The following is an 11,402-nucleotide window of genomic DNA, read 5'->3' as shown; positions in this document are numbered from 1 at the left end:
GGCGCCCAGGGCCGGGCCGCCCGTGACCAGGGCCGACGCCAGATTGGGAATGAACAGGGCCAGCATGGCCAGCAGAAGCGCCGCCACCAGAATGGTCAGGGCCTCGTAGATGTCGGGATTGGCGGACGGCTGCAGCTGGTCGAAGACCGTCTGGGCGCCCGAGATGACGATCGCCAGCGCCAGAACCTTGAGCCCCGAGGAGACGACATAGCCCAGCGGGCGTTCGGCGAGGAAGGCGGACTTGTTCCAGATGCCGAAGGGCAGGAGGACGAAGCCTCCCAGGGTGACGATCTTGAACTCCAGAAGGGAGACGATGATCTGCAGCGCCAGGACCGCGAAGGCCAGCAGGATGCCGATCATCGCCAGACCCAGGATCAGGGCGTCGGCCATATTGCCCACCACGTCGAGCGGATTGTCGACGGGAGCCGGAGTCTCGCCCAGTCGCTTCACGATCTCCCAGCCCTGGGCGAGGATGGCCCCGGGATTCAGAAACTCCTCCCGAGAGAGGGAGCCGCCGCCCGCCGTCAGGCCGAGTTCGAGAAAGCCGGCGTAAATGGTTTCAGACAGTTGCTGCCAGTCGTTGATCAGGAAGGCGAAGGCGCCGATCAACAGGACCTTGCCGAAGCCCGAGGCCAGGACCTCCCGGTTGGCCGACAGCGCCCACTGGAGGCCCGTCAGGGCCACGACCAGGACGATCAACAGGCCAAAGACGCCGTTGACCGCGCCTTGGAGGGCGTCGAACCCGGCCGAGACGGTGTTGGAAAACACCACCATCAGCTCGTTGGGCGTCTCCACGCTGACCGCCATCGACCCGGCCTCAATCCCGGGCGTGAGACAGGGGATCGAAGGCGGGGGCCGCGGGCCGCCCTGCCGTCGCCGCCCACCGCGTCCGCCGCGCCGCCGCGCCGCTTGTTTCCTGGGCCGCCGCCCGAACCGTCTGTTCGGCCATGAGCCGCGACTGGGCGAGCATCAGGGTGCGCAACCCCGCAAGCTCCTCGGCGAGGACGGCCAGCAACTGATTGGTCGACTGGACCGCGGCGGTCTGGCCCTCGGCGGCCTGGGAGGCCGAAAGCGCGCCGGCGAGCCGGGCCTGCCGCGCTTCGCCCAGCCGCTGCAGTTCCGCTGCGGCCCGGGCGACGTCCTCGGCCGTGCGCCGGGCGTTGGCCGTGCGGGCCTCACCCCGCTGAAGCAGCCTCGCAAGGTCGACGCCCGAGAGATCCTCCGGATACAGCGTCTGAAACTGCTGCTCCAACCCATTGACGGATGTGGCCAATCCTCTCGCCGTGCGGGCCAGTTCGGCCATGTCCTGCAAGGACTGGTTCGAGCCCGCCAGATGGCTGTAGGGGGAGGCGGCCAGACTCCGCGCCTCATTGGCCAGGCTCTCCAACTGCCGCGCGGCCTGGAGCGCATTCTCGATGTGATTGCGCGGATCGAAGACGACCTGCTGGGCCGGAACGGGCGTCGCGGCCAGAAGGCTGGCGGCGACCAGGGCGGCGGCGAGGCCGGAGATCAGCCTATTCGGCCGCGAGCGGACGCGCGAAGGCGTCGAGGACGGAATCCACATTCTGCACTCCCTTGGCTTTGAGGAATTCACGGGCGAACCCGTCTTCGCCCGACCGGTCGAGAACGGCGTCGATCAGAGCCTGGTCCTCCGGGGAGGACGCCCCGCAAAGCGCGAGGGCCACGCCGGACAGGCGCAGGTCGAACAGCCGACGCCCCCGCGGCTGACGCCAGTAGTAGGCGCGCTTGGGCGTCGCGAAGGCGATCAGCTCGAGTTGACGCCGGTTCAGTCCGAAGCCGCGGTAGAGGTCGGCCGACGACGGCTCCAGCGCGCGCGGATTGGGCAGGAAGACCTGGGTCGGGCAGCTTTCGATCAGACTGGCGGCGATCGAGGAGGCCGCCACGTCGTCGAGGCTCTGGGTGGCGAAGACCACACAGACCCGCTTCTTCCTGAGCGTTTTCAGCCATTCCCGGATGCGGGCGGCAAAATCCGTCTCCCCGAGGAAGAGCCAGGCCTCATCGAGGATCAGCAGTGTCGGCCGGCCGTCGAAACCGGCCTCCAGGGCATGGAAGAGGGCCGCAAGCACAGGGGCGACCGCTGACGGCGTGCCCATCAGGCTTTCGAGCTCGAAGGTGTCGAACCGGGAGGGGCCGAAAGCCGCCCCCTCCCCGTCCAGCAAGGCCCCGTGCGGCCCCTTCAGGGTCAGGGGTTCCAGAGCGGCCGCCACCGTCCTGTCCTGGACCAGGGCGCAAAAGACCGTCAGGGTGCGCTGGGCGACCGGAGCCTCGGCTAGGGTCGTCAGGGCGATCCAGATCTCTTCCCGGACCCGCGGGACCGGCTCCAGCCCGGCCAGCCGGACGGTCTCGGCGATCCATTCCGACGCCCAGGCCCGCTCATCGTCCTTATCGATGGCGGCCAGAGGCTGGAGCGAAAACCGCGCGCCGGGCTCCAGCGCCCGCCACCGCCCGCCTGACGCCAGGGTCGCCGCCCGGGCCGAGCGCCCCTTGTCGAAGAAAACCACCCGGGCGTCCGGGTAGCGAAACCATTGCAGGGCGAGAAAGGCCAGGAGCGCGGACTTGCCCGAGCCCGTGGGCCCCACGACCATGGCGTGGCCGACGTCGCCGACATGGAGGACAAGCCGGAAGGGGGTCGAGCCGGTCGTTCGCGCCGTAGCCAGCGGCGGGCCGTCCAGATGAGCGTCTCCGGCCGGGCCGGCCCAGACGGCGGAGACCGGCATCAAATCGGCCAGATTCAGCGTCGACACCAGGGGCCGGCGCACATCGGCATAGGGTTCGCCCGGCAAGGAGCCGAGCCAGGCTTCCACCGCATTGAGGTCCTCGGTCCGGGCGACCAGTCCTTGCGCATTGAGCGCCGCCTCGACCGCCCGCGCCTTGGCCGCCGCCCCCTCTTCCGAGGCGTCCATCACGGTGACGGTCACGGTCAGATAGCCGAAGGCGGCCGTCTCCGCGCCGAGAGACGCAAGGGCGCCGTCGCACTCCTCCGTCTTGGTCGCCGCATCCGTATCGAGAAGCGGCGCCTCCTCCCGGGTTATGGCCTCGCGCAGGAGGACGCCGACGCCCTTGCGTTTGGCGAACCAGCGCTTGCGAAGCTTGACGATCTCACGCTCGGCCTCGGCCTTGTCCAGACCGATCCAGCGGCAGGTCCAGCGATATTCGAACGGCAAGGCGCCCAGCCCATCCAGCAGGCCCGGCCGGGTCGCCGTGGGCAGACCCCTGACCGAGACGACCTTGAGCCATCGGTCGCCGAGCCGGGGCGACACCCCGCCGGTCAGCCCCGCATCGGCCAGCCAGGCGTCCAGAAACATCGGGGTCTGGGGCGGGCGCACCGCAAAGGACCGGGGGGAAACGCTCTCGTGGAGCCAGGTCAACAGATCCCCGTCCTCAAGCCGTTCGATCTCCGGCAGGGCGTCGCAAAGCAGATCGAGCATAGTGTCGGCCTCTCGCCGGAAGGCGGCGAGCGACAGTCTCCAGTCCTGGCCCGCTCTGGCCAGGCCATCGAACAGCCAGCGTTCCAGCATCCGGGTCTCGTCGGCCGGCGGCAGCCAGGTCAGGGCAAGACGGAACTCGGTCTCGAAGGCCGGATCGGCGTCCTCGAACCGGGCGCGGCGCTCGGCGTCGATCAGCCAGGCGACGTCGAGGTCGAACGCGCTTGCCGGGTAGGCCGCGGCCGGGCGACGGCGCGCTTCCATATGCAGGCACCAGCCGGTGCCCAGCCGCTTGAGGGCGTTGTTGAGCCGGGCGCGCACCGCCATCAGCTCGTCTTCGGTCGCGGATTCGAGATCCGGTCCGCGAAAGCGGAAGCCGCAGAGAAGGGATCCGTCCTTGTTAAGCACCACGCCGGGGTCGACGAGCGCGGCCCAGGGCAGATGATCTGCCAGGGCGGCCGGACGGCGGCGATGTTCATCGAGGAACCGCATCGCCCTATCCGTCCAGATGACCGGGCAGGCGCAGGTGCCGGCGCAGGACATCGAAGAAGCGCTGGTCCGAACGCGCGGCCCAGAGACCCGCGGCATGGGCGACCGCCCACCACAGCAGGCCCAGCCACCAGATCCGGAGCGCGAGGCCCAGCATCAGGGCGATGGTGCCCATGGCGATCGCATAGTCTCGCGGCATCCCGGCCATCAGCACCGGCTCGGCCAGGGCCTGCGCCACCGGGAGATTCCATCCGTCGGGCGGCCCGGCATCGGTGGAGCGTCCCTGGGCCATCAGCCGATCTCCGCCCCGCCGGCGAAGCCGAAGAAGTCCAGGAAGAAGGTTGAGGCGGCGAAGGCGATGCACAGGCCGAACATGATGCCCAGGCCCCGGCGCATCGACGATCCGTTCTCGCTCATGGCGATCCCGGCCCCGAAGACCACGACGGCGACGACGGCCGCCGCCTGGACGACCGGCCCGGTGATGGACTCCACGATCTGCTGCAGCGGTCCTTCCCAAGGCATGCCCGACCCGCCGGCGAGCACGGGTCCGGCCGCCATCAGGCTGCACGTCATCATCGCGCCGAACAGGCGGCGCCGCGGTATCCGTTGCATATCTGCTGTCCTGTCATTCAGCGCATTTCAGCGCGTTACGACTCATTGCAAGCAAATCATCAGACCAGTTGTCAACAGGACTTCTGATCTTTTTTATTAAGACTTATCGAGACTTGTCTTTGACTTGACTGGACTTGCGGATTCAAGCTCAACACTCACGTGCGTTCAAGTCTTGCGAACTCCGATATCGACTTACAGCAACGCGGCTATACGTCTTCGATTTCACGGACTTGCCGGCGCCGCGACCTCGCCGGTGCGCCACCTGAGCCGGCGGCGTCGGCGACGCCCGGCGCATTGACGCCGTCAAGACACCGGCGCCTAATGATGACCGAACCCTGCGGGTCAGACCGGATGTGCAACGAATATCAGCTGATCCTGCCCTTCGACGACATCATCGAAGCCTTCAACCGAACGGGCAGTCGTCTGGTCTTTCCCGGCGGCATGCCCAATTTCGGACCGATGGCGAGCATCCGGATCGGCGATCGGGCGCCGATCGTCACGACAGGCTCCGCCGGGCCGGAGGTCCATATGACCCCCTGGGCCTGGAAAGGTCCGGGCGGAAGGCCGGTCTTCAACTTCCGCTCGGACGGGCGAAGTTTCGCCGGCGCCACGCGCTGCGCCATTCCCGCGGACGGCTTTTTCGAGTTCACGGCGCCGGAGCCGGGCCAGAAGCGCAAAACGAAATGGCGGTTCGCCCTCGCCGGCCAGCCGAGTTTCTGGATTGCAGGCCTGGTCCGGGAGGGCGCCTTCGCCATGTTGACGACCGAGCCCGGGACCGACATCCAGCCCTATCATGACCGTCAGATCGTCCTCCTCGGCCATGATCGGGCAAGGGACTGGCTGCAGGCCTCACGTCCGGAAGCGGACCTCATCAGGCCGTCGCCCCCCGGCGCCCTGACCGTGGAGAAGGTCTTTCCCTGAGAAGGGTGATGGAAGGCCCGCGACAGTCCCGCATAAGCCTCTGACTTCAGCGCGCCCCCGAACTGCGGTCCGGCCCGAGCGGGATGGCCGCCAACGTCTCGAAACGGGCCGGGCGGTTCCTCTTCCTGAAGGCTCCGCTGCCGCGCGCGGCACGGCAAACCTTGACGCCCGGGGCCAGGGTGCCCCGTACTCAAGCGACGCCGCGCTCTCGAAGCCAACGGCTTTCGCAACCGCAAGCGGCCCCGGCGAGACCGGCGCTGTCACAGACCTCGATACGACCCCGGCCGATCCGGATGATCTTTCGATCCTGCAGGGCCTGCAGACCTTCGTTGATCGTGGCGCGGCGCCGGCCGAGCAGGTCCGCCAGGGCCTGCTGTGTCACGGTCAGGCGATCCCGCCCCAGGCAGGCGTGGAGCGTCGACAGGAGGTCGGCCAGCCGGGCCCCGCCGCTGTGCGACATCAGACAATCCACCCGGGCCTTCAGCACCTGGGTTTGCCGGGCGGACGCGGCGGCGCGCGCCTCGGGATCGGACCGCGTCTCGCGATACTGCCCGTCCGTCAGCCAGAACCCTTCATCCAGGATCCACTCTCCGGCGCCCACGACGCGCGCGAGCCGGCCCGACACTGTCGTCTCGATGAAGACGCCGGCTTCGACGGTCACCTCTCCGGCGTCGCCCTCCCGCCACCGCCCCTGCACGGCGGTCCGAAGCGGCGCGGGGCCAGGCTTGGGATCTTGAGAATCAGGCGCGTCGGTCATCAGGAGCGGTCCTGCGATTGACCCGCCCCTTGCGCATTAACATAGGTGAATCCGGCACGGCCATTTCGGCCTCAGGTCGGTTCCCTGTGCAGCCGCAAATAGGTCGGGTCGAACTCCGCGATCCCGGCGAGGCGCTCCCAATCGAGGATGGTCACGCGCCCCGCGACCCAGGTGATGATACCCTCGGTCCGCAGCTCCGAAACGAGCCGGTTGACGTGGACCGTCGAGAGACCCAGGGCGTCGCCCAGCACGGCCTGGCTGAGCGGCAGATCAAAGGCCCGGCTCTCGGCCTGGCCGACGACCTCCAGGCGCAGATAGAGTTCGCAGATCAGATGGCAGAGGTGCGCCAAGGCGCTGCGCCGTCCCATCGCCACCAGCCACTGACGGTGGATGGCCGCGTCGATCACCGTGTCGAGCCACAGCAGCCGGGCCAGATGGCCGTGATCGTCGATGAGCTTTCGCAGGTCGGCATGACTGGCGTGGACAATGGTGCAGTCGGTCAGGGCGACGATGCCGTGGTCCATCTGCTTCATCAGCAGGCTGTGCAGGTCGACGAAGTCGCCTGCCACATTGATCTCGGTGATCTGCCGCCGCCCATTCGCGAGTGTCGTATAGCGGGCGGTGAAGCCGCTCAGGATCAGGGTGCTCTGATCGACCCGGACGTGTTCGCTGACGATATCACGCCCTGCCGGCACGCGAAGGGCGGGCCCCAGGACCCGCCTCAGCGCTGCTTCCTCGTTGGCGTCCAGGACGTCGCGGCGCGCCAGCTTCTCGATCAAGGCGTTGGACATCAGATCGTCTCCTCAGGCCGGCCGCGGACCGAAACCGGCGCCCAGCTTAACCCATGTGAATCCCGCAACGCCGCCCGAGCGCTACGGTTCGCCCCCGCCTGCGTGACCCTCTCCTCGTATCCATGCGCGCCTTCCATGTCCTGATCCACCGAACCGGCCGACCGCCCACAGAGATATCGCTCCAACTGACGCCGGCCGAGGATATTCTGGCGCGGGCTGAGGCGGTGTTCGGACTATGGCCCGAAGCGATCAGGATCGAGGTGTTCGGAGACGGCGCGCTGATCCTCACACTCGACGGTGGGCGTTCCAGGCCCGGTCCGACCATACGCCCTAGTTAATGAGCGCCTGCGCGCGAGGGTCATCGGGCAGGTCGTCCGAGGCCTTTGCCGTCAGGGTGACCACGATTTCCCGGCGTTCGTTGGTGGCGATGATACTGAACCGACGCGACGCCCAGAATTGCGGGCCATGATGCTGAAGCAGTTCACCGAAGACGACCAGCGCCTCTTTGCGCGCCGCCTCATCATCGGGCAGCTCCTCTCCCAGGTCATCGCGAATACAGTCGCCATCGAGAGTGTGGAAGTAGTACCGGGCCATCGCAGTCTCCGTGGACCTGCAGAACCCCCCACCGACGCGCGCGTTCCCGCCCGGACCTTATGTCCCATGGCATGTCCCATGGCGGGGCGCCGCGTCCCAAAACCGCTCCTCCAAGGGCGAAACCCATGGCCCCGTCAGTCCTGTCCATCGGGGTTGGCGGCAAGCATCCGCGCCTTCAGCTCACGGCGGATGCCCAGACCGGTCAGGGCCGACGCCACTTCGCCGTGGCCGTAGCCCTCTTCCACCAGGGCCCGCCTCAACGTCTTGGTGGACTGGACCCGCCCGCTGTCCGCCAGGGCAAATGCGCGCTCAAGAAGCGGCGGCCGATCGCGCCCGTTTCGGGTCACCTGAATCCGCCTGCCAACCCGGCAAACCCTCCAGCCAGGGCGAGCGCGCCGATCAATAGCCAGACCCACAGCCAGGGGGTCCGGCGGAAAACTCTCGGTCTAGGACGGCGTCGCAGGGCAGGTCTCTTCGGCAAGGCGCAAAACGCGTGATTTTACCTCAGGAGACGGTTCCATCAATCCGGGCGCGGACACAAGTCTGAAGGACAGAAGGCGGCTCAGGAGGCCTTTCGAGCGGCTTCCAGCTTCGATTGAAGCGCAGCGCGCCGTTTCGAGCGGTCCTGTTCGAGAGCCTGGCGCTCTGCGTTCAGGGCGGCGATGCGGCTTTCGATCTGCGCAATCCTGGCCTCGAACTCCACGTCGAGCGCCCCGATCCGCGTCTTCAGCCGCGAGATGGCCCGCCGCCGCGCCTCATCGCCGGCCTCCCGCCGCGGCTTACGCGGCCGGGCGACCTTGCCGACGTCGATCGTCTCGCCACGGACGACGACCTGGTTCGGGATCTTCAGGGCCGCAGCATGATCCGGACCGTCAGTGATCTGGCGCGCCAGACCGGTCTGGAACAGATCCTGTTCGCTGCCCCAGGCCCGGAGCGCCTTGACGCGCGACGTCGTGGCCACTGTGAAGGCGTGAAAGCCGTCGGACCAGGTGAAGACCTTGAGCCTTGGCATTCCGACCTCCGGATCAGGTGATCCGCTTGGCCGAAACCGGATCGCTGGCGGGGAAGGTCTCCTCCACCGCTTCGTCGATCAGGGCCTCCTGCCGGTTCTCCGCCTCGGCCGCATGATCCTTGAGCTGATCCGGCGTCCCGGCTTCACGCGGCGCCCGGACGGCATGCGGCGTCGAGGGATCGGCGTCGCGTTTGGGATGGTTTGTCATGGTTTCTCCTCCTGAAGGTTCCAACGTCCGGTTTGAAGGTTCGGCGCCGACGCCTGCGTCCTCATCGGCGACGCCGCCGGGGCTGACGCCATGAGACCCGAGCCCCCCCATGACATAGACGCCATGGGCCGCCAGCGACCGGGCCAGGCGCTCGCGGTTTTCGGCGGCGAGAATCTGTCGCTTGCGGTCGCGGTCCATAGGGTCAGGGTTTCGCGGCGGCGATGGAAACGCGCCATTTCATGATCAGCACGCCCAAGGCCATGAGGAAGGCGCAGCCGTTGGAGACCACGATCGGCCAGGCGCTGGTAAGCAGGCCGTACGCGATCCAAAGCAGAAAGCAGGCGACGGTCAGCGAAGAGGTCTTCAGACTGACCGAGTCGGCGTCCTTCTCTTTCCAGATCTTGATCATCTGCGGGGCGAAGCTGGTGATCGAACAGATTGCCGCCGCCGAACCGACCGCATTGGCGACGAGGGTGCTCATGCCCCCCGTCTCCAGGCCCGTCTCCAGGCCGCTCCGGTCATCAGCGTCATGACCGAACCCTTGCCGGTCAAGCCGTGCCCGTGTGCGGGCCCTCGGCGATCTCCTCGATCAGCTTCGCACAGAAGGCGGGCAGATCGTCCGGCTTGCGCGAGGTGACCAGACCCTGATCCACCACCACCTCTTCATCGACCCATTGGGCGCCCGCGTTGCGCAGATCGGCTTCAAGCGACGGCCAGGAGGTCACGCGCCGGCCATCCAGCGCCTCGGCGTTGATCAGGGTCCATGGGCCGTGACAGATGGCGCCGATCGGCTTTCCGGCGGCGTGGATGTCGGCGATGAAGGCGATGGCCATCGGCTCCAGCCGCAGGGCGTCGGGGTTGATCACTCCACCCGGCAGGACCAGGGCGTCATAGTTGCCGGCGAACGCCTCTTCCAGGATCTGATCGACCGGGGTCTTATCGCCCTTGTCATGGTGCTTGAAACCCTGGATTTCTCCAGCCTTCGGCGAGACGATCTCGACCGTCGCGCCCTCCCCCCTCAGGGCCTCGACGGGTTGGGTGAGCTCCACCTGTTCGAAGCCGTCGGTGGCCAGAACCGCCACGCGTTTTCCGTTCAGTCGTCCAGCCATCGGTCTTCTCCTCAAAGCGCTGTGCGGGGTTGCGGGACTTCAAAACGACGTCGCCGCGCGAGGGTTCAGTGCGGGTCCGGACACAGGCGATTTTGTGTGGTCCGTCGGCCCGTTCGAGATTAGCGTTGGTATAAACAAGCGAGGGAAACGGGCATGCGCGCGGGATTTCTGACCGTGGGGCTGGCGCTGACGGTTCTGGCCGGCTCGGCCATGGCGCAGGCGACCGGCAATCTCGACGACTTCGTCCAGCGCGCCAATCGGGTCCCGCTCAACGCCACCTCCATGCTTCGCCCCGACGCCTACAGGCTCAAGGGCGAGGCGGAGAGGAGCATCCAGACGGTCATGGGAGACATCCGGCAGGCGCGGGCAGCGGGCCGCGCCCCCCTCGCCTGCCCGACCGATCGCATCTCGCTCGAGCCGCGCCAGTTTCTGGGCTTCCTCAACAGCATCCCCGCCAGCCGACGCCGGCAGATGTCGCTGAACGACGGCGTCCGCGCCTGGTTCGCTGACCGCTACCCCTGCCGCCCAGCCTGAGCCGCGTCTGCGGCCGTCTTCAGGCCGGTTGGCGATTGCCGCCAGTCGCCGCGAAGATCTGGCCGGTCGAATAGCTGAGCGCCGGATCGGCGGCGGCGACATAGAGCCCGGCGATCTCGGCGGGCTGGCCGGGCCGTCCGAAAGGGCTCGACGCGCCGAAATTCCTCAGCTTCTCGGGCGTGGCTCCTCCGCTGACCTGCAGCGGCGTCCAGAAGGGACCGGGCGCCACGGCGTTCACCCGGATCCCGCGCGAAGCGAGCTGGGTCGCCAGCCCTTTGGTGAAGTTGAGCACCGCCGCCCGGGTCATGGCGTAGTCCATGATGTCTTCGGACGGATCGCCGGCCTGTTCGGACGCGGTGTTCACGATCACCGCCCCCTCGCCCATGACCTCCAGCGCCGCCTTCGAAAGCCAGAAGGGCGCATAGACATTGGTCTTGAAGGTCGCGTCGAAGTCCTCGGCGCTGATGTCGGCGATCGACGGCCGCGTCTGCTGGCGGGCGGCGTTGTTGACCAGGATGTCGAGTCCGCCCAGCGCTTCGACCGCCTCGGAGACCAGGCGGCGGCAGAAGGCCTCGTCGCGCAGGTCGCCGGGGATCGACACCCCCTTGCGGCCCTCGGCGGTGATCAGGTCGATGACCTCGCGCGCATCGGGTTCTTCTTCGGGGAGGTGATTGATGACGACGTCGGCGCCTTCGCGCGCGAAGGCGATGGCGGCGGCCCGGCCGATGCCGCTGTCGCCGCCCGTGATCAGGGCGCGCTTGCCGGCCAGCTTTCCGGAGCCCTTGTAGCTTTCTTCCCCATGGTCCGGCCGAGGCTCCATCTTCGATGCCAGTCCGGGCCAAGGCTGCTTCTGCTCCGGGAACGGCGGGGTCGGATAGCGGGGCGTGGGGTTGGAGGCGGCCATGGGATCACTCCGGTCTGGTCCGCTT

The 11,402-nt window shown here is 67.7% G+C and carries 16 protein-coding genes; 2 read left to right on the top strand and 14 right to left on the bottom strand.

What is annotated here, in order from left to right:
• The 5 genes from AC07U0_RS14970 to AC07U0_RS14950 form a co-directional block, all read right to left on the bottom strand.
• A partial coding sequence (locus AC07U0_RS14970; RefSeq protein WP_494720786.1) for a type IV secretion system protein occupies positions 1-807 on the bottom strand: 807 nt, incomplete at its 3' end.
• Positions 808-817: 10 nt separating this feature from the next.
• Positions 818-1,564 (bottom strand): TrbJ/VirB5 family protein, encoded by a 747-nt coding sequence (locus tag AC07U0_RS14965; protein ID WP_494720785.1) that lies wholly within the window; start codon positions 1,562-1,564, stop codon positions 818-820.
• Positions 1,515-3,938, bottom strand: a complete 2,424-nt coding sequence (trbE, locus tag AC07U0_RS14960) for a conjugal transfer protein TrbE (protein WP_494720784.1) — start codon at positions 3,936-3,938, stop codon at positions 1,515-1,517. The genes AC07U0_RS14965 and trbE overlap by 50 nt, the downstream gene beginning before the upstream one ends.
• Positions 3,939-3,942: 4 nt before the next feature.
• Positions 3,943-4,227 (bottom strand): VirB3 family type IV secretion system protein, encoded by a 285-nt coding sequence (locus tag AC07U0_RS14955; RefSeq protein WP_494720783.1) that lies wholly within the window; start codon positions 4,225-4,227, stop codon positions 3,943-3,945.
• Entirely contained in the window at positions 4,227-4,547 is a 321-nt protein-coding gene (locus AC07U0_RS14950) for a TrbC/VirB2 family type IV secretion system protein (protein WP_494720782.1), read from the bottom strand. The genes AC07U0_RS14955 and AC07U0_RS14950 overlap by 1 nt, the downstream gene beginning before the upstream one ends.
• Positions 4,548-4,898: 351 nt before the next feature.
• Here AC07U0_RS14950 and AC07U0_RS14945 point away from each other — a divergent pair, with 351 nt between their 5' ends.
• On the top strand, positions 4,899-5,468 hold the full coding sequence (locus tag AC07U0_RS14945; RefSeq protein ID WP_494720781.1) for an SOS response-associated peptidase family protein: 570 nt from the start codon (positions 4,899-4,901) through the stop codon (positions 5,466-5,468).
• A gap of 190 nt (positions 5,469-5,658) precedes the next feature.
• Here AC07U0_RS14945 and AC07U0_RS14940 read toward each other — a convergent pair whose 3' ends face one another.
• From AC07U0_RS14940 to AC07U0_RS14905, 8 genes are all read right to left on the bottom strand, one after another.
• A complete protein-coding gene (locus tag AC07U0_RS14940; protein WP_494720780.1) occupies positions 5,659-6,225 on the bottom strand; it encodes a Crp/Fnr family transcriptional regulator in 567 nt (188 codons plus the stop codon).
• 71 nt (positions 6,226-6,296) lie between these two features.
• Positions 6,297-7,016, bottom strand: a complete 720-nt coding sequence (locus AC07U0_RS14935) for a Crp/Fnr family transcriptional regulator (protein ID WP_492947706.1) — start codon at positions 7,014-7,016, stop codon at positions 6,297-6,299.
• Between the two features lie 330 nt (positions 7,017-7,346).
• Complete coding sequence (locus AC07U0_RS14930; protein ID WP_494720779.1) at positions 7,347-7,610, bottom strand: DUF6894 family protein; 264 nt, start codon at positions 7,608-7,610, stop codon at positions 7,347-7,349.
• 134 nt (positions 7,611-7,744) lie between these two features.
• Complete coding sequence (locus tag AC07U0_RS14925) at positions 7,745-7,957, bottom strand: hypothetical protein (protein ID WP_494720778.1); 213 nt, start codon at positions 7,955-7,957, stop codon at positions 7,745-7,747.
• Positions 7,958-8,172: 215 nt separating this feature from the next.
• Positions 8,173-8,622 (bottom strand): hypothetical protein, encoded by a 450-nt coding sequence (locus AC07U0_RS14920; RefSeq protein ID WP_494720777.1) that lies wholly within the window; start codon positions 8,620-8,622, stop codon positions 8,173-8,175.
• Positions 8,623-8,635: 13 nt separating this feature from the next.
• Positions 8,636-8,830: a hypothetical protein gene (locus tag AC07U0_RS14915; protein ID WP_492947702.1), complete on the bottom strand. Its 195-nt coding sequence runs from the start codon at positions 8,828-8,830 to the stop codon at positions 8,636-8,638.
• A 202-nt stretch (positions 8,831-9,032) separates the two neighbouring features.
• The gene (locus AC07U0_RS14910) at positions 9,033-9,311 is read right to left on the bottom strand and encodes a SemiSWEET family sugar transporter (RefSeq protein WP_494720776.1); all 279 of its coding nucleotides are present in this window, start codon (positions 9,309-9,311) and stop codon (positions 9,033-9,035) included.
• Between the two features lie 67 nt (positions 9,312-9,378).
• On the bottom strand, positions 9,379-9,939 hold the full coding sequence (locus tag AC07U0_RS14905; protein WP_494720775.1) for a type 1 glutamine amidotransferase domain-containing protein: 561 nt from the start codon (positions 9,937-9,939) through the stop codon (positions 9,379-9,381).
• 153 nt (positions 9,940-10,092) lie between these two features.
• Here AC07U0_RS14905 and AC07U0_RS14900 point away from each other — a divergent pair, with 153 nt between their 5' ends.
• Entirely contained in the window at positions 10,093-10,473 is a 381-nt protein-coding gene (locus AC07U0_RS14900; RefSeq protein ID WP_494720774.1) for a hypothetical protein, read from the top strand.
• Positions 10,474-10,492: 19 nt separating this feature from the next.
• Here the strand turns inward: AC07U0_RS14900 and AC07U0_RS14895 are convergent, their stop codons facing one another.
• The gene (locus AC07U0_RS14895; RefSeq protein WP_494720773.1) at positions 10,493-11,377 is read right to left on the bottom strand and encodes an SDR family oxidoreductase; all 885 of its coding nucleotides are present in this window, start codon (positions 11,375-11,377) and stop codon (positions 10,493-10,495) included.
• Positions 11,378-11,402: the final 25 nt, after the last annotated feature.

It is taken from the genome of Brevundimonas sp. GW821-FHT02A10, from assembly GCF_059422025.1.
The sequence above is the reverse complement of the archived record's forward strand: the minus strand, read 5'-3'. Positions and strand labels throughout refer to the sequence as shown.